Annotated in this window: 21 protein-coding genes; 16 read left to right on the top strand and 5 right to left on the bottom strand. The window is 71.6% G+C overall.

The features are described from left to right. Positions 1–13: 13 nt before the first annotated feature. From OG714_RS34935 to OG714_RS34920, 4 genes are all read right to left on the bottom strand, one after another. Positions 14–856 (bottom strand): SMP-30/gluconolactonase/LRE family protein, encoded by an 843-nt coding sequence (locus tag OG714_RS34935; protein WP_406127047.1) that lies wholly within the window; start codon positions 854–856, stop codon positions 14–16. Continuing rightward, positions 853–1,626 carry an IclR family transcriptional regulator gene (locus OG714_RS34930; protein ID WP_406127045.1) on the bottom strand — a complete coding sequence of 258 codons (774 nt, stop codon included), beginning with the start codon at positions 1,624–1,626 and terminating at the stop codon, positions 853–855. Before OG714_RS34930 ends, OG714_RS34935 begins: the two co-directional genes overlap by 4 nt. 147 nt (positions 1,627–1,773) lie before the next feature. Beyond that, positions 1,774–3,045, bottom strand: a complete 1,272-nt coding sequence (locus OG714_RS34925) for a helix-turn-helix domain-containing protein (RefSeq protein ID WP_406127044.1) — start codon at positions 3,043–3,045, stop codon at positions 1,774–1,776. A 4-nt stretch (positions 3,046–3,049) separates the two neighbouring features. Next, positions 3,050–3,202: a hypothetical protein gene (locus tag OG714_RS34920; protein WP_406127042.1), complete on the bottom strand. Its 153-nt coding sequence runs from the start codon at positions 3,200–3,202 to the stop codon at positions 3,050–3,052. 154 nt (positions 3,203–3,356) lie between these two features. On the opposite strand from OG714_RS34920, the gene OG714_RS34915 reads away from it, so the two are divergent. The 10 genes from OG714_RS34915 to OG714_RS34870 all read left to right on the top strand — a co-directional run bounded on the left by OG714_RS34915 (position 3,357) and on the right by OG714_RS34870 (position 15,439). Beyond that, complete coding sequence (locus tag OG714_RS34915) at positions 3,357–4,334, top strand: DUF3068 domain-containing protein (RefSeq protein WP_406127040.1); 978 nt, start codon at positions 3,357–3,359, stop codon at positions 4,332–4,334. Positions 4,335–4,558: 224 nt separating this feature from the next. Further along, positions 4,559–5,710, top strand: coding sequence for a glycosyltransferase family 4 protein (locus OG714_RS34910; RefSeq protein WP_406127038.1), 1,152 nt, complete (start codon positions 4,559–4,561; stop codon positions 5,708–5,710). A gap of 50 nt (positions 5,711–5,760) precedes the next feature. Further along, on the top strand, positions 5,761–6,525 hold the full coding sequence (locus OG714_RS34905) for a class I SAM-dependent methyltransferase (protein ID WP_406132067.1): 765 nt from the start codon (positions 5,761–5,763) through the stop codon (positions 6,523–6,525). Then, positions 6,522–10,850 carry an alpha-(1->3)-arabinofuranosyltransferase family protein gene (locus tag OG714_RS34900; RefSeq protein ID WP_406132066.1) on the top strand — a complete coding sequence of 1,443 codons (4,329 nt, stop codon included), beginning with the start codon at positions 6,522–6,524 and terminating at the stop codon, positions 10,848–10,850. Before OG714_RS34905 ends, OG714_RS34900 begins: the two co-directional genes overlap by 4 nt. Further along, positions 10,847–12,157, top strand: a complete 1,311-nt coding sequence (locus OG714_RS34895) for a condensation protein (protein WP_406127036.1) — start codon at positions 10,847–10,849, stop codon at positions 12,155–12,157. The genes OG714_RS34900 and OG714_RS34895 overlap by 4 nt, the downstream gene beginning before the upstream one ends. Continuing rightward, the gene (locus tag OG714_RS34890) at positions 12,154–12,888 is read left to right on the top strand and encodes a methyltransferase domain-containing protein (RefSeq protein ID WP_406127035.1); all 735 of its coding nucleotides are present in this window, start codon (positions 12,154–12,156) and stop codon (positions 12,886–12,888) included. Before OG714_RS34895 ends, OG714_RS34890 begins: the two co-directional genes overlap by 4 nt. Before the next feature lie 23 nt (positions 12,889–12,911). Next, positions 12,912–13,817, top strand: a complete 906-nt coding sequence (locus OG714_RS34885; protein WP_406132064.1) for a hypothetical protein — start codon at positions 12,912–12,914, stop codon at positions 13,815–13,817. Then, positions 13,814–14,023 (top strand): Trm112 family protein, encoded by a 210-nt coding sequence (locus OG714_RS34880; RefSeq protein WP_262057673.1) that lies wholly within the window; start codon positions 13,814–13,816, stop codon positions 14,021–14,023. The genes OG714_RS34885 and OG714_RS34880 overlap by 4 nt, the downstream gene beginning before the upstream one ends. After that, positions 14,020–14,961 carry an FkbM family methyltransferase gene (locus tag OG714_RS34875; protein WP_406127033.1) on the top strand — a complete coding sequence of 314 codons (942 nt, stop codon included), beginning with the start codon at positions 14,020–14,022 and terminating at the stop codon, positions 14,959–14,961. Before OG714_RS34880 ends, OG714_RS34875 begins: the two co-directional genes overlap by 4 nt. Next, positions 14,849–15,439 carry a hypothetical protein gene (locus OG714_RS34870; RefSeq protein WP_406127032.1) on the top strand — a complete coding sequence of 197 codons (591 nt, stop codon included), beginning with the start codon at positions 14,849–14,851 and terminating at the stop codon, positions 15,437–15,439. The genes OG714_RS34875 and OG714_RS34870 overlap by 113 nt, the downstream gene beginning before the upstream one ends. On the opposite strand, the gene OG714_RS34865 is transcribed toward OG714_RS34870, so the two are convergent. Further along, complete coding sequence (locus OG714_RS34865) at positions 15,429–16,304, bottom strand: RimK family alpha-L-glutamate ligase (protein ID WP_406127030.1); 876 nt, start codon at positions 16,302–16,304, stop codon at positions 15,429–15,431. The two genes, OG714_RS34870 and OG714_RS34865, sit on opposite strands and share 11 nt — an antisense overlap. 137 nt (positions 16,305–16,441) lie before the next feature. On the opposite strand from OG714_RS34865, the gene OG714_RS34860 reads away from it, so the two are divergent. The 6 genes from OG714_RS34860 to OG714_RS34835 all read left to right on the top strand — a co-directional run bounded on the left by OG714_RS34860 (position 16,442) and on the right by OG714_RS34835 (position 24,479). Continuing rightward, entirely contained in the window at positions 16,442–17,500 is a 1,059-nt protein-coding gene (locus OG714_RS34860) for a MerR family transcriptional regulator (RefSeq protein WP_406132063.1), read from the top strand. A gap of 60 nt (positions 17,501–17,560) precedes the next feature. Further along, entirely contained in the window at positions 17,561–19,036 is a 1,476-nt protein-coding gene (locus OG714_RS34855) for an acyl-CoA synthetase (RefSeq protein WP_406127028.1), read from the top strand. Then, complete coding sequence (locus OG714_RS34850; protein WP_406127026.1) at positions 19,029–20,675, top strand: carboxyl transferase domain-containing protein; 1,647 nt, start codon at positions 19,029–19,031, stop codon at positions 20,673–20,675. The genes OG714_RS34855 and OG714_RS34850 overlap by 8 nt, the downstream gene beginning before the upstream one ends. A 234-nt stretch (positions 20,676–20,909) precedes the next feature. Further along, positions 20,910–21,950 carry a rod shape-determining protein gene (locus tag OG714_RS34845; protein WP_033281820.1) on the top strand — a complete coding sequence of 347 codons (1,041 nt, stop codon included), beginning with the start codon at positions 20,910–20,912 and terminating at the stop codon, positions 21,948–21,950. Then, positions 21,947–23,377, top strand: a complete 1,431-nt coding sequence (locus tag OG714_RS34840; RefSeq protein ID WP_406132061.1) for a GAF domain-containing protein — start codon at positions 21,947–21,949, stop codon at positions 23,375–23,377. The genes OG714_RS34845 and OG714_RS34840 overlap by 4 nt, the downstream gene beginning before the upstream one ends. A 259-nt stretch (positions 23,378–23,636) precedes the next feature. Beyond that, the gene (locus OG714_RS34835; RefSeq protein WP_406127024.1) at positions 23,637–24,479 is read left to right on the top strand and encodes a DUF1932 domain-containing protein; all 843 of its coding nucleotides are present in this window, start codon (positions 23,637–23,639) and stop codon (positions 24,477–24,479) included.

Here is a 24,479-nt window from a genome sequence, read left to right as displayed (position 1 = left end):
GAACCAACCCTCATCACCCCGCAAAAGCAGGCTGCGCCAACCCCTTCCCCGCCCCCGGCACAACCAACAGCGAACCAGCCACAGGATGCGGCGAGTCGAGCCCCACCCGAGCCGTCGTGACGTACAAGTCGGTCAGATCCGCACCCCCGAACGCACACGCGGTGACCAGCGAGGCCGGCAACGAGACAACCCGCTCCAACTCCCCGTCCGGCGTGTACCTCCGCACCGCACCCCCACCCCACAACGCCACCCACACACACCCGTCGGCATCAACGGTGAGCCCATCAGGAAACCCGGCGCCGGCCTCGATCTCCGCGAACCGCCGCCGCTTCGACACCCGCCCGTCGGCGTACTCGAACACATCGATCCGACGCGTGGGCGAGTCGATGTAGTACATCAACCGCCCATCGGGACTCCACCCCGTCCCGTTGCTCACCGCGACGTCATCAAGAACCAGCCGCACGGAACCGTCCCCGGCGACCCGCGACAACGTCCCCCCGCACGCCGCCTCGTCGTACCGCATCGTCCCCACCCACAACGCCCCGTCGGGCGCGACGGCCGCGTCATTGGCCCGCCGCCCGGCGACCGGCTCCCGATGCAGCCACCGGAACTCCCCGTCCGGATCGACAAGCCCGACCCCGTCCCGCAGGTTGAGCACGAGCCCCCCGCCGACCCGGGGCTTGGCGGCCCCCACGTGCTGGTCGGTCACCCGGACCGTACGCGCGCCGGACACGGGATCGTACGTATGCACCCGGGACCCGAGGATGTCGATCCAGATCAGCCGCCCCGCCGCCGCGTCCCACGTCGGCCCCTCGCCCAGCGTCGCCTCGGCCCGTACCGCCACCTCGTACGTCATCCCACGCTCCGGTGTCCGAGTCGCTCCGACAGTTCGGCCGCGCCCTTCGCGGCGAGCTGCTCCAGCTCGACCCGGCGCTCGTCGCTCCACCGGATCATGGGAACGGAGATGGAGAGCGCGGCGACGACCTGGCCCGTACGGTCCCGCACGGGCGCCGCGACACACGACACGTCCGGATTCGACTCGCGGCTCTCGACCGCGACCCCGCGCGACCGGATCTCGGCGAGAGCCTCCCGCAGGGCACCCGGCTCGACGATGCTGTTCGGCGTCATCGCGACCAGCGCCGCGTCGGCGGGGATGCGCGCGGTCAGCTCCGGCTCGGGGAGCGAGGCCAGCAGCATCTTGCCCACGGACGTGCAGTGCGCGGGCAGCCGGCGGCCGGCCGCCGACACCATGCGCACCGCGTGCGTGGAGTCGACCTTGGCGATGTAGATCACGTCGGTGCCTTCGAGGATGGCCACATGCACGGTCTCGTCGCAGGTCTCGGCGACGGACCGGGCGACCTGCTGGCCCTCGGCGGCGAGGTCGAGCTGCTCGGCGTATCGGCTCCCGAGCTGGTACGGGCGGACTCCGAGACGGTAACGTCCCGGCTGTCCGGGCACCGGCACGATGTACGACCGCGCGGCGAGGGTGGTGACCAGTTCGTGCACGGTCGTGCGCGGCAGTTGCAGCTTGCGCACGATGTCGGGGGCGGAGAGCGTCCCGTCCCCGTCGAGGAAGAGCTCGAGAATATCGAGAGCCCGGGTCACGGCAGGTACGAGTCGTCCCACAACCGGCCCCCTTCTTGGATGTCTATGGGTGGATGCCTATGGATGGCTGCCCATGGGTGGCTGTTCGAAATTTCAACTGACGATCGGCATAACGAACACAGGCTAGCCATAGAGGGTTGCACGGGCAATGGTCGCGTGACCATGTGACTACCGACCGGCCCTGGGATCGCCCAGTTCACCACGCAACCGCTGGGCGCGCAGCACCAGTTCGAGCTCGAAACGGCGGTCCGGGTGGTCGATCTCGTCACCCCACAGTTCGCGGATCTGCCGCAGCCGATACCGCACGGTCTGCGGATGCACACCGAGCCGCGCGGCCACCTCCGGCGCCCCGCCCCGCGTCTCCAGCCACGCCAGCAGGGTCTCCGCGAGCCGCCGCCGATGCGTCGGCCCCGAGTGCTCCAGCGGCGCGAGACACCGCAGCGCGAGATCGTCGATCAGCTCCTCCGGCTGCAACAGCACCAGCGCCTCGGTGTGCTCGGTGCAGTACAGAACACCCCCGCCCGGCAACAACCCCCGCTCCATCAGCCCTACGGCCGCCTCGGCCCAGCGCGCCGACTTCACCGCGTCGGCCAGCGGCACCGGTGGCCCGATCGCGCCGGCCCAGCCGGTCAGCGCCCGGTGCAGCAGCTCGGGCCGCCCGGCGGCATCCGGCTCGGGCACGACCATGCGTGGCTGGTCGTACTCCATGTCGAGCAGCACTTCCTGCCCTACGGCGGGGGCGACGGCCTCGCGGGCCGGGCGCAGCAGGACACCGACGGCGACCTTTTCGGGCAACGGCCAGCCGATACGGGCGGCACGTTCGGAGAGGGCCTCGGCCGGGTCGCCGCGATGGTGCTCGGTGAGGAGGAGTTCCATGAGCCGCCGCTGGAGGCGCAGCCGCTCCCCCGCCTGCCGGGCGGCGGCCTCGGCATACCCGCGCACGGACTGGTCGACCAGCCCGTCGAGATACTCGTAACCCGCGTCGACGAGTGCGTACATCGCGGGCGGCGGGATCTCGACGCGCTGCCCGATCTCGGCCAGCCGCCGCCAGGCGAGCCGTACGCCCATCCGGTAGATCGCCTGGAGCGAGTCGAGGCTGCGGCCGTGCAGGCCCTCACCGCGCCCGAACTCCTGGAAGACGCCCGGCGGTACGGTCGGGCGGCCCTCGGCGGTCTCCAGGTGCTGGACGAAGACCTCGATGGCGCGGCGGATCCCGACCAGGGCCATGGGTTCGCCCGAGTCGTCGAGAACCAAGGGCAGTTGGGGGTGCTCGCGCCGGATCTCCCGCAGGATCTCCTCGGCGAGCGCGGGCGCCTCGGCCATGGCGATCGCCGCGAACTCCCGCACCTGGGACCGCGGTACTTCGTGCCACGCCGAGCGCGCGGTCACGGTCGGGGGTGGTGCGGTCGGCGGACGAGCGGGCACCCGTCGCGCGGCCACGGGGTCAACTCCCTCGGCCCGCTTGCTCGTACGTGACCAGGGGCGTGTTCGGCTGGGCTGGTCTCGCGTCGAGCAGTGCGACGATGCCGAAGGCGGCGCCCACGGCGAGGGCGGCGGCCAGTGCCATGGTGAGTGCGGCGGCGAGCAGTCTGGACATCGCAGGGTCAGCCTCTCTGTCCTGAGGTCCGTGCGCCCAGCCCTGCCCGTCGGCCCAGTGTCGGCAGACATTGACACTCCGTCAAGGGGCGCCTACGGTTCCCGGCCCATAGAGCGGCCCGAACTCCGTCACCAACTTTCACTGGAGTGTCCGGATGCGCCGTACGACCTCTCCATTTTCCTTGATCCTGCTGGGACTTGGCACGTTTCTGCTGGTCCTGGCGCCGCTGCTGGCGTGGTACGTCGAGCCGCGGGCCGCCGTGACCCCGATCGACATCGACACGACCGCCGTCTACCGGGGCACCGGAAGCTACTTCGACACCGGCGAGCTGCGGACCGTGGACGACCAGCGGATCACCGTCACCCAGCAGGTGCGCGGCGATGTCGCGGACAGCGAGAAGAGCGGCGACGCGGTCTGGGACGTCACCACGACCGTCGACACCGACAAGTCCCTGCCGGCCGCCGATCCGCACGACGCGCTGGAGTTCTTCCCCAACCGCTGGGTCACGGACCGTAAGACCAACAAGCCCGTGCACTGCTGCCACGAGAACCCGTACTTCGAGGGCGACGCCTTCCTGAAGTTCCCGTTCGACGTGCGGAAACAGCCGTACCAGTGGTGGGACAACTCCCTTGGCGCGACGGTGACTTTGCGTTACGCGGGGACCAAGAAGGTGCAGGGCTACTCGGGTTACGTCTTCAAGGGCACGGTCCCGCCCTCGAAGATCGGCACCCGCCTGGTCCCGGGCAGCCTTGTAGACCAGCCGGGCTCCCCCCAGATACTGGCCGAGGAGTGGTACTCCAACCACGGCATCGAGCTGATCGTCGACCAGCGCACCGGCCGCGTGATCTACGCCCAAACCGGCCCCCGCCGCACCCTCCGCGCCCCCGGCCACACCTACGACGCGGTCCTCCTCCTGGACGCCGACAAGCTCGCTTTCACCACGGCCACACAGCAGGAACAGGTGAAACTGGCGAAGAAGGAGAGCGGCCAACTGCGCCTGGTGGGGCGGTCGTTGCCGATCGGTGCCGCTGTGGCCGGATTCGTTCTCACCGTGATGGGCGGCGTTTTGGTACTACGAGGCCGTCGGCGCCCGGAATCCTCCACTTCACCCGAGTATCCACCCACGATGTGACGTGACGTCAGTTCTAACAACCCCGGAAATTGTCATGCGGGTGAGTAGCCGTCGGGAACGGCGGGGCGAAAACTGTCCAACCCACCCCGGCACAGCCCACCCACAGAACTCCGCACCGCGCCCCGCCCCATCCCGCCCCCCACCCCGCGGATTTCCGTCAGAGTTCCGCAGTTCCGCACCCTGATCCACCAAAGTTCCGCACCCTGAGACGAGTTGGAGCACCCATGCCCCAGCACGTGCCCTATTCGCTGCGCGCCCCGTTCCCATCGGTCGCGCAGCGCCCCCCGGCGCCGGTGCCGCAACCGCGCCGGATCGTCTTCCTCGCCCACCGGGATCTCGACAATCCCCAGGCCGGCGGCTCCGAACTCCTCGTGGACAGACTCGCTGACGGCCTGACCCGACTGGGCCACCAGGTCACCCTGTTGTGCGGCGGCCCCGCCGCCTACCGCGACTATCGCGTGGTGTCGGCGGGCGGTACCTACGGCCACTTCCTGCGCGCCCGTACCGCCTTCGCCCAACAGATCGGCGACTGCGACCTGTTGGTCGAGGTGTGCAACGGCATGCCGTACTTCGCGCCCGTGTGGCACCACGGCCCGACCCTGTGCCTGGTCAACCACGTCCACACGGACCTGTGGAAGATGCGGTTCGGCGGGCCGATGGCACCGGCGGCGCGGATCGGGCGAAGACTCGAACACTGGGCGCTGACCGGGGCGCACCGGCGTGGCCTGTTGGTCGCGGTGTCTCCCTCGACGGCGTATGCGCTGCGCGGGATCGGGGTCGAGCGGGAGCGGATCCGGGTTGTCCACAACGGAGTTGAGGAGCCGGGGCCTCGTGCCGAGCGCTCGCCGGAGCCGCTGTTCGTGGCGGTGGGGCGGCTGGTCGAGTACAAGCGGATCGATCTGCTGCTGCGGTTGTGGGAGCGGGTACGTCCCGTGGTCGGGGGGCGGCTGCTGATCGTCGGTGACGGTCCTGAGCGTGAGCGGCTTGAGCAACTCGCCGGGCCTGGTGTCGAGTTCACCGGGCATGTCTCTGAGGCCCGGAAACACGAACTGCTCTGTGCGGCCTGGCTGTTGCTGCATCCCTCCGCGCTTGAGGGGTGGGGCTTGGTCGTGACGGAGGCCGCGGCTCGGGAGACTCCGACGGTCGCGTTTGACGTGCCTGGGCTGCGGGACTCGGTCGTCGACGGCGAGACGGGTGTCTTGGCTCGTGGTGAGTCCTCCTTCGCCGCTGCCTGGTGCACGTTGGCTCTGTCCGGGCTTCGGCGTGAGGCCATGGGTAAGGCTGCGTGTGATCTTGCGGGGCGTTATCGCTGGGACCGGACGGTCAGACAGTTTCGTTTGGTGGCCGGTGAGGCGGTGAAGGGCTGGGGGTCGTGAGGTGGCTGCGGGTGCGTGGGGGCTGGTCGCGCCCCGCGGCGGAGCCGCATATCGACACAGCCCCGCGCCCCTTCGGAACTCACCGGGGTTTCAAGGATCCCTCTCTCCGGCGCTCCCTTGCCCTCTTCCGTGCCTTCCTGCATGAGCAGGACGACCCGGAATCCTGCTACTCGCTGCTCGCCGCCGACGCTGCCGATCAAGTCGAGGCCTATGACGGTCCCGTCGTCGGTCGTACCGTCGTGGATGTCGGTGGGGGCAACGGGTACTTCACCGAGGAGTTTCGGCGGCGCGGCGCCCACGCCTATCTCTTCGAGCCGGACGCAAGGGAGTTGGGGGAGAAGCCGCCTGTCGGAACGGTGATCGCCGACGGGTATCTCCTCCCCCTGTCCGACGGGGTCGCGGACGTGACGTTCTCGTCCAACGTCCTTGAGCACGTGGCCGATCCGGAGACGTTTCTCAGTGAGCTGACGCGGGTGACGCGGCCCGGTGGGCTGATCTATGTGTCGTTCACCAACTGGCTGTCCCCGTGGGGTGGTCACGAATGGGCGCCCTGGCACTACCTCGGCGCCGAACGGGCCCGCGCCCGCTACCGGCGCCGTACCGGAAAGCCGGCCAAGCACACGCTCGGCGAGAACCTGTTCGCCGTGCACATCGGTGTCACCCTGCGGCAGGTCCGCGCCCGCGACGACGTCATGGTCGTCGCGGCGCGCTCCCGCTACTGGCCCTTCCTCGACCGAGCCGTCGTCAAGGCGCCCGGGATAAGGGAGTTGGCCACCTGGAACCTCCTCCTCATCCTCCGGCGGTGTCCACGATGACGGCGACCACGGTCCAGGCCCCGCCCCCGGCGGCCGATCCCACCACCACGACCGTCGCGGGTCCCCCGGAGGGCCCGAGGTCATGGCGCTGGCTGCTGGGGTTCTGGGCCGTGGTGTTCGTGCTGTTCCTCGCCGTGCACCCGGGCCGGCAGACCTTCGACACCAAGCTCGGCGTCACCGTGGACCCCGGTCAATTCCTGTCCGACCTGGGGCAGTTGTGGCACGACCGGGGTTCGTTCGGCGGCATCCAGGACCAGTACGCGGGCTATCTCTGGCCGATGCTCCCGTTCTACTGGCTGGCCCACGCCGTGCAGTTGCCGGTCTGGCTGGCGGAACGGCTGTGGCTGTCGGTCGTCGTGTCGGTCGCCTTCTGGGGTGCCCTGCGGCTGGCCGAGCGGCTGCGCGTCGGCAGTCCCGCGTCCCGGCTGCTCGCCGCCGTGACGTACGCGTTGTGGCCGGTGTTCACGATCGTCGTCGGGTCGACGTCCGCCGCCGCGCTCCCCGGAGCGTTCCTTCCCTGGGTCCTGCTGCCACTCACCAACGAGCGCTATACGGCGCGCATCGCGGCCCTCCGCTCGGCGCTGCTCGTCCCCTTCATGGGCGGCGTCAACGCGGCCGCGACCCTCGCCTCCCTCCTCCCCGTCGGCCTGTATCTGCTCTCCCGCCCAGCGGGTCCACGGCAGCGCAAGCTGATCGCGTGGTGGGTGCCGGGGGTGATCCTGGCGACGGCGTGGTGGTGGATCCCGCTCCTCATGCTCGGCGTCTACGGCGAGAACTTCCTTCCCTACGTGGAGACTTCGCAGACCACGACCGACACCATGTCCGCGACGGAGGGCCTGCGCGGAGCCGGTGACTGGGTCGCCTATCTGCATCTCGGGGAGGCCTGGATACCGGCCGGCTGGACGGTCGTCTCCTCGGTGATCGTCATCGTCTGCTCGGCGCTCGCGGCCGGACTGGGCCTCGCGGGCCTGGCCCGCCGGGACATGCCGGAGCGGCGCTGGCTGGTGCTGATCGCGGTGTCGGTCTCGCTGGTCCTGTTCGCGGGGTACGGCGGCTCGTTCGGGGCGCCCTTCCACGGGCTGGTGCAGGACTGGCTGAACGGCCCGCTCGTCCCCTTCCGCAACATCTACAAGTTCCAGGCGGGCCTGGCCCTCGCACTCGTCCTGGGCCTGGCCCACCTGGTGGGCGTGGCCGCCGACACACGCGGCGCCCGTCCGGTCCGGGGCCGCCGGCTCGCCCCGCTGATCGCGGTGATCCTCGTGCTCCCCGGCCTGGCCTGGCCGTATCTCAACGGGTCGATCCTGAACCCGGGTTCGTTCCAGCAGCTCCCCAAGTACTGGCAGTCCACGGCGGACTGGCTGCACAAGTACTCCCCCGACTCCCGCGCCCTGGTCGTCCCGGCGACCGCGCACGGCATCTACACCTGGGGCTCCCCCATCGACGAACCCCTCGACGTCCTCGCCGACTCCCGCTGGGCGGAACGCGACTACGTCCCGATGGGCACCCCCGGCAACCGCCGAGCGATGGACGCGGTGGAGCAGGTTCTGGCGAGCGGTAGCGAAGTCCCGGGCCTGGCCGACTACTTGAGCCGGGCGGGCGTCTATTACGTCGTCGTCCGCAACGACCTGGACCCCGACCAGATCGGCTACGTCCCGACGACCACCGTCAAACGCACCCTGGAGCAGTCCGGCTACCAACGGGTGACGGGCCTGGGCCCGATCATGACCGGCGGCCGCATCGCCAACGACACCCCGCTCCAGGTCGAGGGCCTCTACCCGCGACAGCGGGCGGTGGAGATCTACGAGCCGACGGGCAAGGACGTGATCCGCCCCGGTCAGGCGGGCCTGACGCCGGTGGCCGACACGGCGGTGGTCTCCGGCGGCCCGGAGTCCCTCCTCCCCCTCGCCACCGAACTCCGGGGCAGGGCCACGGTGTTGACGGGCGACAACCATCCCGGCCTGGGCTCACCCACCCTCCAGGTGGTGGGCGACGGACTGCGCCGAGCGGACACCCGGTTCGGCCTCGTCGACGCCAACACGTCGTACACGTACACGCCCGACGAACGCAACGCGCCGGACGCGGTCCAGGACGCCGGCGAGAAACCGAAGCAGATCCTGCCGACGAAGGGCATCGCCCACCAGACGGTGGCGCAGCTGCGCGGCGCCCGCTCGGTGACGGCGTCGTCCAGCGGCAACTGGCTGTTCTCCCTGCCCCAGTTCGACCCGGTGAACGCCTTCGACGGCAACCCGGACACCGCGTGGGCGGAGGGCGCGGCGGGCTCGCCGAACGGCCAGTGGCTGCGCATCGGCTTCGCGGGCGGGTCGTACGACATGCCGGGTTCGTTCAAGGTCACACCGCTCCCGCAGGAGAGCGTGCGGGCGGCGGCGACGGAGGTGCGGGTGCGGACGGAGAAGGGAACGGCGACCAGCCACCTCCAGCCGAACGGCATGCCCCAGACGATCAAATCGCCGGCGGGCGAGACGAGTTGGATGAAGCTGACGATCGTCGACTCGGTGGCACGCCACACCGGCCTGACCGGCGCGGGCTTCTCCGAGATCACCTTGCCCCACGTCCAGGTCACCCGGCTCCTGAAGCTCCCCACCGACGCGAACACGACCGACGCGTCCGCCGAGATCATCTCCCTGCACCGCACGGCCGACCCGACGGGCCTCTCCCCGACGGGCACGGAGGCGGGCCTGCACCGCACGTTCTCGACGTCGACGGCGGGAACGTACGAGATGAAGGCGACCGCGGTGGCCACCCCGGGCGAGGAGTTGGACAAGATCCTCTACGAGGTGGCCCCCGCCCAGCAGCACCGCATCACGGCAACAGCGGACTCCACGGCGGCACTTGGCACGGGCCTCTCCGCCCGCAACCTCACGGACGGCGACCTGACGACGGGCTGGATCGCGGGCGACCGCCCCACGATCCACCTCACCTGGACCGGCAAACAGCCGGTGGGCGAAGTGGTGTTGGCCCCCGCGGGCGGCCTGTCGACGCGCCCGACCGAGGTGGACATCAGCTCACCGGACGGTTCGACGATCGCGGGCGTGGACGAGAACGGCGTGACCCGCTTCGACCCGATCACGACGGACAGCCTGACCATCACGATCACGAAGACGGCCCCGCTCACCCTCCACAACCCGATAGCCGACGAGAACCTCCAACTCCCCGTGGGCCTGACCGAGGCCTACATCCCGGCCCTGGACCAGTACCGCACCCCCCAGCCGGACCCGGCCCGCCCCTTCACCCTGGCCTGCGGAAAGGGCCCGGTGGTGGCGGTGGACGGCGAGTTGTACCCGACGAGCGTGCAGGGAACGGTGGGCGACCTGACGGAACGCCGCGAGGTCGAGGTGACGCTCTGTCAGCAGGGCAAGACGGACCAGGCGTTGGAGCTGACGTCGGGAACGCACAGGGTGGAGGCGGGAGACGCCGGCCCGTTGACCCTCACGGACGTGACGCTGACCCGGGGAACGGTCACCGAACCCACCGCCGCCGCCCGCGAGTTGACGATCCAGGACTGGCTGGGCGACCGCCGGGAGGCGAAGGTCGCCTCGGGCGCGGCGTCGTACTTCACCACCTACGAGAACTACAACACCGGCTGGAAAGCCACCCTGAACGGCAAGAAGTTGACCCCGGTCCGCCTGGACGGCTGGCAACAGGGCTGGCGCGTCCCGGCAGGCGCGGGCGGCACGATCAAACTCTCCTACGAGCCAGCGACAACGTACGAGGCCGGCCTGATCGGCAGCGCAGCCGCACTGGTCGCCCTCCTCGCCCTGGTGATCTGGCGCCGCACCGAACCGAGTTCCGACGAGGTGCAACCACCCCCACCCCTGCCCGGCCTGTGGCTCGGCACGGTGGCGCTGACGCTGGTCGGGGTGGTGATCGCGGGTTGGTTCGCACTCTTGGTGCCAGTGCTGGCACTCCTGGCCTACCGTCGCCACGCACTCTTGGTCCCGATCGCGTTCGTGGCACTGGCAGGCGCGGGCATCGTGGCGGCAACGGGGGCGGGCGAACCAGTAGGCGCAGGCGAGGGAGCGTTCAGCCGCGCGGCCCAACTCCTCGCCCTGATCGGCTTGTTCGCGGCCTTGGTGAGCGTACGAGAACACTCCGCTTCAGAACCAGCACCGACCCCACCCCTGCCTCAAAGAGAACGAGGCACAAGCGCCCTGGGCGAGAGGGATCCAGTGGAGTCAAGCCGCACGATCTCAGCACAGGCCAGAGGAAGCGCCCCATCAGGGGCGCGGGACCGTGACATCAGCGGCTCCGCCGCGCGAGCGCGACCAGCCCCCACAGACCCGCGCCAAAAGGACGACCCCCAATGACCACACTCAACCAACCTCCCCGCACCAACACCCCCACCCGCATCCCCTTCCCCACCGTCGACGAAATCGCCCGCCACTGCCACCAATCCGCGGAACCGGAAACCGTCCACATAGAGGTCCACCTCCCAGGCCCCGTAAACCCGGAACGGCTCCGCACCGCATTCACGGCGGCCCTGCACCACCACCCCCGCATCCTCATGCGCGAGGCCCCCGGCCCCTGGTACCGCCGCCGCTACGAATGGGAGCTGACCGACACCCCCGACCTGGAGGTGGTCACCTTCCCGCCCCCCACCCGGGACGCCCTCAAACAGGCCCGCACCCGCTCCCTCACCCACGCCCCACCCCTGACCGCATCCCCACCCATCCGCCTCGAAGCAATCGAACTCCCCCACGGAACCACCCTGATTCTCACGGTCAACCACACCGCACTGGACGGCCCCGCCTGCCTCCGTATCCTCGCCACCGCAGCGGAGCGCTACGGCGGCAAGGACAACTCCCCGACCGCCCCACCGACCCGCCCCCCGGACCCACCGGAACCCCCCACGGACACCCCCTCCGTGTGGACCCCGCCCGCCCGAGTCGCCCCCGGCACCCCCGACCCCTCCCCCGGCGGCAACGGCCTCCTCCTCACCGAACTCCCCGTCCCGCACCGCCCCAAAGGCTCGCCGTACACAGTCAACGACCAACTCATGGTCACGACCGCCCTGATGATCGCCCACTGGAACCGCGAACACGGCGCACACCCCCGCCCGATGCGCATCACGATGCCCGTGGACGACCGCCCGCGAGGCACGGACATGCCCATCGGCAACGGCACGAGACTCGTCGAAGTCACCTTCGCGCCAGACGAGTTGACCACCACCCCCGACCACCACATGGGCGAACTGCTCCACCGTACGGCGACCCGCACCCGCGCCCTCAAGGCTCTCCCCCGCCCCCAACTCGGCCACGGAGCAACCCTGTTGACGGCCCCGGTCGTCCCCGTGGCCTGGCGCGCCACCCTCACCCGAGGCCTACGCAGGGCAGCCGCTCCTTGGACCTCGACGACACTCCTCAGCAACATCGGCCGCGTCCCGTACACCCTGGACTTCGGCGACCCGGCGGGCCGCGCGCACGCGGTCTGGTTCTCCGCCCCCGCCCGCATGCCCCGCGGCCTCACCGTCACGACCGCCTCCACCGCGGGAAAACTGCACGTCGCCCTCCGCTGGTCCCGCGCCCTCCTCGGCCCCGGCGACGGCGCCCACCTCCGCGACCTCTTCGAGCACTACCTGCACACGACGGAACAGACGGAGGCGCACCCCGCATGACGACGACCGCCCCGCACCACCCCGGCCTCCGCGACTTCTACGAGAACCCCGCCGTCCCCGTCGCCTCCGGCCCCTCCCGCACGCTCCGCCAGGCCCGTATCCTCGCCACCGCGCTGGGCCCGGCCACGGCCACCGAACGCCCCCGCACGATCCTCGACATCGGCTGCGGCGACGGCACCGCGGCCGCCACCGCCGCGCCTCTCCTCACCGGCCACCGCGTCATCGGCGTCGACTGGTCCCAGGACGCCCTCACCCGAGCCCGCACCCACCTCCCGTACACGGTCCGAGGCGAACTCACCGCACTGCCACTCCACTCGGCCGCCGCCGACGCCGTCCTGTTCAGCGAGGTGATCGAGCACCTCGTCGACCCGGACACCGCCCTCGCCGAGATCCACCGCGTCCTGCGCCCGGGAGGCCATCTCATGCTGTCCACACCGAACTTGGCCGCCTGGTACAACCGCGCCCTGCTGCTCGCCGGCGTCCAGCCCGTGTTCTCGGAGGTGAGCCTGCGCGCGATCCACGGCCGGCCGGGCAAGGAGGTCGTAGGACATCTGCGGCTCTACACCCCGCGTGCGCTGCGGGAGTTCGTGTCGGCGGCCGGCTTCGAGGTCGTAGGGCTCAAGGGCGCGCCCTTCCACGGCGTACCGCGACCGCTCCGCCCCCTCGACCGACTGGCGTGTGCCAGACCGCAGTTGGCGTCGATCCTGCTGCTGCACGCGCGGAAGACGTAGGGGGCGCGGCCGTGTGGTGGGGAGTGGCCGCGGCCCTGTTGGCGAACGTCCTGTACAGCACCGGATTCGTCCTGGAGAAACGGGCGCTCGCGGCCCTGCCCGAGGTGACGGTCCGTCAACCGGCGAGGCTGCTGCGGCTGGTGCTGGGCAGCCCGCTGTGGATCGGCGGGTCCCTCGCGCTGGCCGCCGGGTTCGGCGCGCAGCTCGCCGTGTACCGGACGCTGCCGATCGCCGCCGCGCAGGGCATCTTCGTGTCCGGCCTGGTGCTGCTCGTGCTGCTGTCCGCCCGCCTGCTCGGCGAGGAGACCAGCGGCCGCGAACGGTACGCGCTCGGCGCGATCCTCGTCGCCCTGCTGATGGTGGTGCTGTCGCTGAAGGAGGGCTCCGACCATGTCAGCCGCAACGCGCCCTACCCGCTGATCCTGTTGGTCTGCGTGCCCTCGCTGGCGGCCGGCGTCTGGCTGTACCGGTCCACCGAGCGCAGCGCGGGCCACCGGCACCGGCTGCCCACCACGGGCGTCGAATACGGCGTGGCGGTGGGCCTGTTGTACGGGGTCAGCTCGCTCGCCATCAAGGGGGTGTCGAGCTATCTGACGACAAGTGACCTGGGCGGGGCGGTGGTTGGGCTGCTGCGGTCCCCGTACCCGTATCTGCTCCTCTTCACGGGCGCGTTCGGCCTGGTCATGTCCCAGGCGGCGCTACAGCGTTGCCGGGCCTCGCTGATCGTGCCGGTCTGCACGACGGTGACCAGCCTGTTCACGGCGGTGCTCGGCACGCTCGCGTTCGGCGAGGCCCTGCCGCACGATCCGCTGCGTCTGGCCCTGCGGATCGGGGGCACTCTCCTGGCGGTCACCGTCCTGCTGACCATGCCGAAGCACGACAACGCGCCTCAACCACCGGTCGAGGCCAAGGAGTTGACACCCCCATGAACCCGGACGACCCACTGCTGAAGATCCTGGCCTGCCCGCTCGACAAGGGCCCGCTGCACCTGCTCCCCACGGACGCCCTCTACAACCCGCGCCTGCGCCGCCGTTACCCGATCGTCGACGGCATCCCGCAGCTGCTGCCCTCGTCCGGGGAGCAAGTGACCGACGACGCCGAGCACTTGGAACTCCTCAAACGGATGACCCCATGACCTCCAAGCCCCGCACCCCCGCCCCCCGTACTCTCACCGCCCGTCTCGCTTCCCTCCTCCCCACCCGTCTCGTCGCCGCCACCGCCCGCGCCGTCTACCCCCGCTTCGAACCCGAACTGGCCCGCCTGGCCGAGCTGTTGCCGCCCGACTGCGGCACGGCGGTCGACGTGGGCGGCTGGTACGGCCCCTGGACGCACCGCCTCTGGAGACACGCGCGTGAGGTGGTGACCGTAGAGCCGGTCCCGCACCTGGCGCGGCTTCTCACCGCCGCCGCTCCCGCGCACGCCCGGGTGGTCCCGGCCGCCGCCTCCGACCGCCCCGGCACCGCCCGCCTGTGGCTGCCGCCGGACGACGAGGGCGACCGGGGTGTGTCCTCGCTGGTGCGCCGGGACATCCACGCCCGTGCCATGCACGTCCAGTGCGTCACCCTCGACGGGCTGGGACTGCGGGAGGTCGGTTTCATCAAGATCGACGTCGACGGCAGCGAACTGGCCGTCCTGCACGGCGCGACCGGCCTGCTGACCCGTGACCGCCCCGCGCTCTTCGTCGAGCTGGAGTCCCGCATCCAGCCGATCGCCCCGGTGGTGAAGTACCTGTCGCTGCTCGGCTACGAGGGCTGGGTCCTCCCGGACCGGAACAGGGAGTGGGTCAGGCTGGTGTCCTTCCCCTTGGAGAAGCACCAGGCCCGGAACTCGTACGTCGTCTCCCAGGGGCTGCTGCGCCGGGTCCTGCCCTTCGCCCGCGGACCCCGTTACGTCAACTCGGTGCTCTTCCTCCCCGACGGCCGCACCCCCGGTGTCAGTGCCGTGCGCGACGATGGATCGCATGCCCGAAGCGAACCGCCCCGCCCGCCCCTTCAGCCCCCTCGACTTCCAGCTGGTCCTGCTGCGCCGCATGGCGGACCACAACCCGGACCTGGTCGAGAACGCCCGTCATGAGCTGGGCGTCCCGATCGCCGACATGCGCGAGGCCAACAAGCGTTGGCAGGCGATGCTGCACTCCCCGAGAGGCCGGGCCGCCGCATCCCGCTACCGCTCGATCCTCGGCACCCCGGAGTCGTCCGCGAAACGTCGGATCGGCGACCTGGACTGCGAGGCCTGGCAGTGGCCCCTCCCCCTCTGGCCCGGCCTCCGCTTCGAGGTGCTCACCGCTCCGAACGGCGCCGTGTGGAACGAATGGCTGGTCCGCGCCCCGGGCGCCGAAAGCCCGCCCCTCCGTACCATCGACGACCTGACCCCCTGGTCCTGCACGGTCGACGAGGCGGCCCGCGCCTTCGCCCCCGCCCGCCCCCTGGAGGGCACGGCCCCCACCCGCTGGGGCCTCGCCTTCACCGCCCCGGACGCGCAGGGCGTACGCCACCGGTGCGCCGCCGAGTTCACCTGGGGCCTGCTCCAGAGAACGGCGGTCAGCGACTAGCGGCCCCCAGGATCGCCTCGACCACGGCGGCCAGCGACGACTCCGGGTGCAGGTCGAGGAAGAGGTTCGGCTCGACGAGTTCCAGCTCCATCACACACGGCTCCCCGTCCGGCCCGTCGACGAGGTCCACGCGCGCGTACAGCAGCTCCGGTGCGTCCGGTACGGCGGCCAACGCCCGCTCGGCGACGGAGAGTTCGGCCTCGGTCGCGGTCCACGGCTCCAGGTCCGGGTGGGACACCTTGTCGTCGTCGTACGCCGTACCCCGCGCCAGCACGGCCCCCTTCCGCGAGGCGTGCACGAACCGCCCCCCGAAGAACAGCAGCGCCCGCTCCCCGCTGACGTCCACGTTCGTCAGATACGGCTGCACCATCGCGGTGAGCCCCTCCGCGTGCATGCGCTCCAGCTGCCGTACGGCCGTCTCGTGCTCGTCGGGCGTGTAGCGGGCGGCGAAGCGCGCGCCCGCGCCGGAGGTCGGCTTCACGACGTACTCGACGTCGTCGGGGAGGTCCGCCGGGTCGCCGGGGGCGAGATAGCGGGTCGGTACGACGGGCACGCCGGCCGCCGCGAGGTCGCCGAGGTACCGCTTGTCGGTGTTCCACCGCACGACCTGCACCGGATTCGCGAGCCGCGTCACCTTCGCGGTCCGCTCGGCCCACGCCACGAACTCGACCGGCCGCCAGCTGTAGTCCCAGGTGGAACGGAGGAGCACGAGGTCGTACGCGCTCCAGTCGGTCCCGGCGTCGTCCCAGGGCACCCCGACGGCCTCGGCCCCGGCCGCCCGCAACGCCTCCACCAGCACCGGAAGGTCACGGTCCTTGCTGGGCTTGGGTGCGGGGTCGTAGGTGGCGAGCGCGATACGGGGCACGGGGTCTCCATCCGGATCCGGACTGTGGACAGATCCGCAGGTTAACCGCCTCCCCCGCAACCGGGGCAACCGGATTGACCTTCCCCTTTGGTGAAGCCCCAGCATCGGTGACGGAACCGGAAGAGGTCGAGGCGCACATGGGCGGTACGGGGAACATGCTGACGATCGGGGCCTTCGCGCGGGCGTGCAGGCTGTCGCCGAAGGCGTTGCGGCTGTACGACGAGCTGGAGCTGCTGCGGCCGGCGCGCGTCGATCCCGACAGCGGATACCGGTACTACGCGGTGGAGCAGCTGGAGCGGGCGCGGCTGGTCGCGTGGCTGCGGCGGCTGGGCATGCCGCTGGCCGGGATCCGTGAAGTGTGCGCCCTCGAACCGGCCGCCGCCGCCCGCGAGATCCGTGCCTTCTGGGCCCGGGCCGAGGCGGATACGGCGGCGCGGCGGGACCTCGCCGGGTTCCTCGTCGACCATCTCGCGGCCGCGACGGCCGTACCGGGAAAGGACACCACCATGCTGGAACTGCGTTACTCCGCCCACTCGGACCGCGGCCGGGTCCGCCCCTCCAACCAGGACACCGCGTACGCGGGCACCCGGCTGCTGGCCGTGGCCGACGGGTTCGGCCCGGCGGGCGCGCCCGCGAGCGGCGCGGCGGTGGAGGCGCTGCGTTTCCTGGACACCGAGGAGGTGCCGGCGGGCAATGTGCTCAACCTGCTGGAGGAGGCGGTACGGAGCGCCACCGACGCGGTCCGTGACGTGGCCGATCCCACCGAGAACGGCACGACCCTGACCGCGCTGCTGTGGACGGGTTCGAAGCTGGCGCTCGTGCACATCGGGGACTCGCGCGCGTATCTGCTGCGCGACGGCGGGCTCTTCCGGATCACCCACGACCACTCGGTCGTCCAGTCGCTGATCGACGAGGGCCGGCTGACGCCGGAGGAGGCCGGCTCGCACCCTCAACGCGCCATGCTGCTCAAGGCGTTGACGACCGGCGCCCCCGACCTGAAACTCCACGACTCCCGTCGCGGCGACCGCTACCTCCTGTGCTCGGACGGCCTGACCGCGGTCGTCCCGGAGCACCGGATCCGCGAACTCCTCACCGCGAACCCGGCCCCGGACGAGGCGGTACGGTCGCTGGTCGACGCGGCGAACGAGGCCGGGGGTCCGGACAACGTCAGCTGTGTGGTGGCGGACGTGGTGTAGGAACGGGGGTGTCCCCGACGTCTGGGGACCGTTGCCCCCGACGACCAAGGAGTGCGCCGCGTGTCCACCCTCTTCCCGGCCCTGACGAACCCGGGCGAGCAGCCTGCTCTCACGTTCGGTGACCGGTCCCTGACCTACGCGGAGCTGGGCGCGGCGGCGGACGCCCTCGCGGCCCGGTGCGCGGGCACCGGCCGGGTCGCCGTGTGGGCCACCCCCTCACTGGAGACGGCGGTCGCCGTGGTCGCCGTACTGCGGGCGGGAGTCGCGGCCGTCCCCCTCAACCCGAAGTCGGGCGAGAAGGAACTGGGCCACATCCTCTCCGACAGCGCCCCGACCCTGATCCTGGCCGCACCGGACGACGAACTCCCGTCCGCGCTACGGCACTTGGAGCGCGTCGACGTCGACGTTCGCGCGGTGGGGACGGTCGCCGACGTCCAGGTGTCCGACGAGGACCCCGCGCTCGTCGTCTACACCTCCGGCACCACCGGCCCGCCCAAGGGCGCCGTCATCCCGCGCCGGGCGATCGCCGCGACGCTGGACGCGCTCGCGGACGCCTGGCAGTGGACCGGCGACGACGTCCTCGTGCACGGGCTGCCGCTGTTCCATGTGCACGGCCTGGTGCTGGGCATCCTGGGCCCGCTGCGGCGCGGCGGTTCGGTGCGGCACCTCGGCAGGTTCAGCACGGAGGGCGTGGCACGGGAGTTGAACGACGGCGCGACCATGGTGTTCGGCGTCCCGACGATGTACCACCGCATCGCCGAGACCCTCCCCGACGACCCCGGACTGGTCAAGTCCCTCGGCCGGGCACGCCTGTTGGTCTCCGGCTCGGCCGCCCTGCCGGTCCACGACCACGAGCGCATCACGTCGGCGACCGGCCGCCGCGTGATCGAGCGCTACGGCATGACGGAGACCCTCATGCTGTGCTCATCCCGGTGGACACCCCCGGACCCCCGGCCCAGCGTCCGGGCGGACGGCGAGGCCCGCGCCGGAACGGTGGGCGTCCCGCTGACCGGCGTGGAGCTGCGGCTGGTCGAGGAGGACGGCACGCCCCTTCCCGGGTACGACGGCGAGAGCGTGGGCGAGATCCAGGTGCGTGGCCCGAACCTCTTCACCGAGTACCTGAACCGGCCCGACGCGACGGCGGCCGCCTTCACCGCCGACGGCTGGTTCCGCACCGGCGACATGGCCGTGCGCGACCCCGACGGCTACGTCAGGATCGTCGGCCGCAAGGCCACCGACCTGATCAAGAGCGGGGGTTACAAGATCGGCGCGGGCGAGATCGAGAACGCGCTCCTCGAACACCCCGGGGTACGCGAGGCCGCCGTCACCGGCGAACCGGACCCCGACCTGGGCGAACGCGTCGTGGCCTGGATCGTCCCGACGGACCCCCAATCCCCTCCACAACTCCCCGAGTTGGCCGACCATGTGGCGAGCCGCCTCGCCCCGCACAAGCGCCCTCGCGTCGTCCACCACATCACCGCGCTCCCCCGCAACGACATGGGGAAGATCCTGAAGCGGGCCCTGACCCGTGACTGAACGCCTGTCCGCGCGCGAGACCCTGGCCCTTGTCACGGACGCCACCACCTTCACCGAACTCCCCTACCCGGCATGGGAGTCCAGGCCCGACGGCCCCCTCGCCTGGCAGGGCTACGACGCCTCGCGCGCCCGCGCCGCCAACCGCACGGGCGAGACGGAGTCGGTGGTGTGCGGCACGGCGACGGTGGAGGGCACGCGGGCGGTGCTGATCGCCTTCGAGTTCGGCTTCCTGGGCGGCTCGTTGGGCGAACGCACCGGGGACCGTCTGGAGGCGGCGTACACGTACGCCCGTGAACACCGGTTGCCGGTGGTGCCGTTGGTCGCCACCGGGGGCAGCCGGATGCAGGAGGGCATGATCGCCCTCACCCAACTCCAGCGCGTGGCACGCCAGTCGGCGCTCACGAGGGAGGCCGGTCTCCCCCAGATCGCGGTGCTGCGCGACCCCACCACGGGCGGCGGCTGGGCCACCCTCGGCGCGGGCGCCGATGTGATCCTCGCGCTGCCCGGCGCCCAGGTCGGCTTCGCGGGCTCCCGCGTCCGACCACCGGACGCGGACCCGACGGCGTACACGGCGGAGGCCCAGGTGACAGCGGGCGCGGCCGACGCGGTCGTGCGGCCGGAGGAGCTGAAGGAGACCCTGGGGAGATGGCTGCGGCTGCTGACCACGCCGTGGGCGGGGCGGGCACCGGTGCCCGCGGCGCTCGACCGGCTGACTGAGCACACGCCGGCCGACCCGCCGGCGACCGCGCGAGACGCGGTGCGGGACTCCGGATCAGCCCGGCACACCGAAGCCGACCTTCCGACGACCGGGCGAGACGCGGAGCGGGACTCCGGATCAGCCCGGCACACCGAAGCCGACCTTCCGACGACCGGGCGAGACGCGGAGCGGGACTCCAGACCGACCCGGCACACCGAAGCCGACCTCCCGGCGACCGGGCGGGACGCAGAACAGCACGCCCCGTCGACTCGGCACACGCCGGCCGACCCGCCGGTGCCCGGGCAAGAGGTCGTGCGGCGTGTCGCGGCCGGCTTCCCGGCCACCGGCTGGGAAGCCGTGCAGCGTGCCCGTTCGCCCCGACGCCCGCGCGCTGAGCGTTACTTGGACGCCTACTTCACCCAGCGGCTGGCGGTCAGCGGGGACCGGTGCGGCGGTACCGACGCGGGCATGCTGTGCGGGTTCGGGGAGCGGGAGGGGCGGACGGTCGCCTATGCCGCGCAGGCCGGGACGGCGACCCGTCCCGCCGGCTACCGCACCGCCGCCCGCCTGATCCGGCTCGCGGACCGGCTGGGCATCCCGGTCCTGACGCTGGTGGACACCCCGGGCGCGGCGAACGACGCCGAGGCGGAACGGCAGGGCGCGGGCGCGGCGATCGCCGACCTGTTCGGCGCGGTGGCGTCCGCCCGCACCCCGCTCACCACGTTGCTGATCGGCGAGGGCGGCTCCGGCGGCGCGTTGGCGCTGGCCGCGCCGGGCAACACCTGGGCCACTCCGGACAGTTATTTCTCGGTGATCGCCCCGGAGCTGGCCGCCGCGATCCTGAAGCGCCCGCCGGAGGAGACGGAGTCGACGGCCGACCAACTCCACATCCGCCCACAGGACTTGGCGGAGTTGGGCGTGATCCGAGTGTGGCCGGTCTGAGCGACGGCGCCGCCCGGTGCGGTTCAGGGTCCCGTGCCGCCGACACGGCGTCACGAAGACGCCCCCTCTTGCCCCTTACTTATTCTTTAACTCGGGCATTGCGGACAAATACCCCCATTTAGCCGCACCCCGCCCGGCCCACCACAAGACGCGCCCGCTCCACCGCCCCCGCACGATGCGAAGGAGGCCCGCCGCCCGGCGAAGCCCCGGTCCGCGCTCTCGGGAGAACCTGCCATGACCGTCAGTCTGGAGCAGTTGCGACGCTGCCATTTCGCCGTCGACCTGGGTGCCGCCCGTACCCGCGTCTACGTGAAGGGCGCCGGGCTCGTCGTCGACCAGCCGTCCGCCGCCGCCGTGAACACGCGGACCGGCGCGCTGATCGCCGTAGGAGAGTTCGCGGAGAAGATGACGGGCCGTACGCCCGACTACATCCGGGTGGTGCGGCCCGTGTCGGGCGGGACCGTGGTCGACATCGAGATGGCGCAGCGCATGCTGCGGCACCTGATCGGCGACAAGGTCCGCCGCGCGCTGCGCCGCAAGCCCCGGCTGCGGGCCGCGGCCTGCACCCCGCACGACGCCGATCCGCTGGCGCAGCGCGCCGCGATCGAGACGCTGGTCGGGCTCGGCGCGCGCCGCGTGGAGCTGGTCGACACGCTGATCGCCGCCGCGGTCGGCTGCGGACTGCCCGTCGAGCGGCCCGAGGCCACCATGATCATGGTGTGCGGGGCCGCCGCGACCCAGGTCGCCGTGCTCTCCCTCGGCTCGATCGTCACCGCCGAACGCATCCCGGTGGGCGGCGAGGCCGTCGACCACGCCATCGTCCAACACCTGCGCCACGAACACGAGTTGATGCTCCCGAGCCAGTCCGTACGCCCGCTCCAGCTCGCCCTCTCCGGCAACGGCCTCACCCCGCACGGCCCGACCACCACCGAGATCCACGGGCGGGACGTGGCGAGCGGCCTCGCCCGTTCCGTACGGGTCGACACCGCGGCCGTACGGGACGCGATCGAGACCCCGCTGACCGCCGTGCTCGACGGTATCGGCCGGGTGCTGCGCAACTGCCCGCCCGACCTGGTGGCCGACCTCGCGGACCGCGGGATCATGATGGTCGGCGGCAGCGCGCTGCTCCCCGGCTTCGACCAGATGCTGCGCGCGGCGACCGGGATGCCGGTGCACATCGCCGAGCGGCCGGACGTGTGTGCCGTACAGGGCCTGGGCTACATGCTGGAGGGCAAGATCGAGCCGCTGGTCCTGGACCCGCTGGCCACCACCTGAGCCCCGCCCCGGCCGAGGCGGGTGGCGGCGTCCCCGACCTCTCCCGCCTCCTCGAAGCCGTCCTGAGCGTCGGTTCCGAACTCGAACTGCGCACCACGCTCCAGCACATCGTGGACGGCGCCGCCGAGCTGACCGGCGCACGGTACGCGGCGCTCGGCACCACGGACCCCGGGCAGGACGGCCTCACCGAGATCCGCACCGGCGGGGCCGAACCGCCGCCCGCGGGGGTGCTCAGCGTGCCGATCCACGTCCACGACGAGGTGTTCGGCCACCTGCACCTCGCCGGAAAGCGGCACGACGCCCCCTTCACCGCCGAGGACGAACAGCTCCTGCACGTCCTCGCCGCCCAGGCCGGCATCGCGATCGGCAACGCCCGCCTGTACGAGACCGCCCGGCAGCGCGAACGCTGGATCGAGGGCGCGGCGGCCGTCACCACCGCGCTGCTCACCGGCGAGACGGCGGCCGACGCGCTGGTGACGGTCGCGGAGAGCGCCCGGGCCCTCGCCGACGCGGCCGCGGGCGTGATCCTCCAGCCCACGGCGGCGGGCGGCATGGAGATCGTCACCGCGTCGACCTACGAGGACCCGGGCGACATCGTCGGTACGACCATCGAGCCCGGCAGCCCGGTCCTGGTCCAACTCCTGGGCGGCGAACCGGTGTTCATCGACGACTCGGCGACCGACCCCCGCATGACGACGCATGTACGGCACCGGTTCGGCCCGAGCATGATGCTCCCGCTCCAGGCGGACGGCCGCCTCGTCGGCACCCTCGCCCTCCCCCGCCGCCCGGGCGACCGCCCCTACACGGCCGTGGAACGCCTGCTGGCAACGCAGTTCGCGTCCCAGGCCGCCCTCGCCCTGGTCCTGGCCGACGCACAGCACAGCCGTGAACGCCTCGCGGTCTACGAGGACCGCGACCGCATCGCCCGTGACCTGCACGACCTGGTCGTCCAACGCCTGTTCGCCACCGGCATGATGCTGGAATCCACCCAGCGCAGAGCCGGGAAGGCGGACCAGGCCCACGGGCTCCTCGGCCGCGCGGTGGACGAACTCCAGTCGACCATCCAGGAGGTCCGCACGGCGATCTACGCCCTGCAACAACCCCCGGCCGAAGCCCCAACCACCCTACGGGGCAAGGTACTTCGGGAAACGGCCGGTGCGTCGGCCGTGCTCGGCTTCCAGCCCTCCACCCAGTTCGAGGGCCCGGTGGACACCGTCGTCCCCGACCAGGTGGCGGCCCAACTCCTCGCCGCCCTCCGCGAAGCCCTCGCCACCGCGTCCCACCGCGCCGCCGTCTCCCGCCTGGAGATCACGATCGACACGACGACACCCCTGCCGGACGGCAGGGACGCCGTACGACTGAGGGTGTACGACGACGGAGGGACCACCGGCACGACGGTGGACTGGCAGTCACCCCTGTCCCGGTAGCCGCGCGAAGCGGGTCTCAGCACAGCAGGAAACAGGTCTTGGTACGGCAGGAGACAGGTCCTAATACGGCAGGAGTCGGCCCGAGGGCGTCCTGCGGTCGATGGTGTCGTCGCGAGGCGTAATGGGCCGACGACTGACGCGAACACGGATCTGTCGGTTCATGGCGCCCTCCCGAGGCTCATATCTCCTATGCCCCTCTCCTATGCCCCACACTCGTCCTCGCGACTCCCAACAACATCAAGTCCGTACGGTGAGACCCATGACGACCACGTTCACGCTCCTGCATCCCGGCGCCATGGGCGCGAAAGTCGGCGGCGAGGCGACCCGTACGGGCACCCGGGTGCTGTACGTCCCCACGGGCCGGAGCCCCGCCAGCCTCCAACGGGCCCTCGATGCGGGCCTGGAGCCCGCCGAGTCCCTCGAATCCGCCCTGGCCGCAAGCGACTTCGTGCTGTCGGTCTGCCCGCCGCACGCGGCGGAGGACGTGGCGCACGAGGTCCTCACGCACCCGTTCCGAGGTGTGTACGTCGAGGCGAACGCGATCAGTCCGGACCGTACGAGGCGCATCGCGGCGGCGTGCGCGGAGCGCGGCGTACCGATGCTGGACGGCTCGATCGTCGGCGGCCCGCCCGGCCCGGGCAGCGCCCCGCACCTGTATCTGAGCGGCGACGCGGGCCAAGTCGCGCACGTGGCAGGGGCGTTCAAGGACACCCAGGTCGTGGCCCGCCCGCTGGACGCCTCGGTCGGTGCCGCGTCGGCGCTGAAGATGGCGTACGCCTCGTACCAGAAGTCCGCCCGCGTCCTGGCCGCCGTATCGCACGCCCTCGCCGCACACCACGGCGTGGCCGCCGAACTCGCCCGGGAGGCAGGCTCGTTGAGGTCCAACATCCTCGCCGAGACCGACCAGTTGCCCAGCGTCGCCGCCCGGGCCTGGCGCTGGGCACCGGAGTTGGAGGAGATCGCGGCAACGCTGCGCACGGCGGGGCTGCCTCCGGCGATGGCGGAGGGCGCGGCGACGGTGCTGCGCCGGTGGACGGACGACAAGGACGACTACGACCTGCCTCTGGAGGAGGTACTGGCCCACCTCCGGACGGAGGACTGA

Source organism: Streptomyces sp. NBC_00989 (assembly GCF_045162655.1).
Classification (GTDB): domain Bacteria; phylum Actinomycetota; class Actinomycetes; order Streptomycetales; family Streptomycetaceae; genus Streptomyces.
Note: the sequence above shows the minus strand (reverse complement) of the source record. Positions and strands in the feature narration are given on the sequence as shown.

Coding starts and splice junctions, on each gene's coding strand:
- OG714_RS34935 (WP_406127047.1), bottom strand. CDS start 856: ATGACGTACGAGGTGGCGGTACGGGCCGAGGCGACGCTGGGCGAGGGG.
- OG714_RS34900 (WP_406132066.1), top strand. CDS start 6,522: ATGACGGCGACCACGGTCCAGGCCCCGCCCCCGGCGGCCGATCCCACC.
- OG714_RS34895 (WP_406127036.1), top strand. CDS start 10,847: ATGACCACACTCAACCAACCTCCCCGCACCAACACCCCCACCCGCATC.
- OG714_RS34880 (WP_262057673.1), top strand. CDS start 13,814: ATGAACCCGGACGACCCACTGCTGAAGATCCTGGCCTGCCCGCTCGAC.
- OG714_RS34875 (WP_406127033.1), top strand. CDS start 14,020: ATGACCTCCAAGCCCCGCACCCCCGCCCCCCGTACTCTCACCGCCCGT.
- OG714_RS34860 (WP_406132063.1), top strand. CDS start 16,442: ATGGGCGGTACGGGGAACATGCTGACGATCGGGGCCTTCGCGCGGGCG.
- OG714_RS34845 (WP_033281820.1), top strand. CDS start 20,910: ATGACCGTCAGTCTGGAGCAGTTGCGACGCTGCCATTTCGCCGTCGAC.
- OG714_RS34910 (WP_406127038.1), top strand. CDS start 4,559: ATGCCCCAGCACGTGCCCTATTCGCTGCGCGCCCCGTTCCCATCGGTC.
- OG714_RS34835 (WP_406127024.1), top strand. CDS start 23,637: ATGACGACCACGTTCACGCTCCTGCATCCCGGCGCCATGGGCGCGAAA.
- OG714_RS34870 (WP_406127032.1), top strand. CDS start 14,849: ATGCCCGAAGCGAACCGCCCCGCCCGCCCCTTCAGCCCCCTCGACTTC.
- OG714_RS34920 (WP_406127042.1), bottom strand. CDS start 3,202: ATGTCCAGACTGCTCGCCGCCGCACTCACCATGGCACTGGCCGCCGCC.
- OG714_RS34890 (WP_406127035.1), top strand. CDS start 12,154: ATGACGACGACCGCCCCGCACCACCCCGGCCTCCGCGACTTCTACGAG.
- OG714_RS34915 (WP_406127040.1), top strand. CDS start 3,357: ATGCGCCGTACGACCTCTCCATTTTCCTTGATCCTGCTGGGACTTGGC.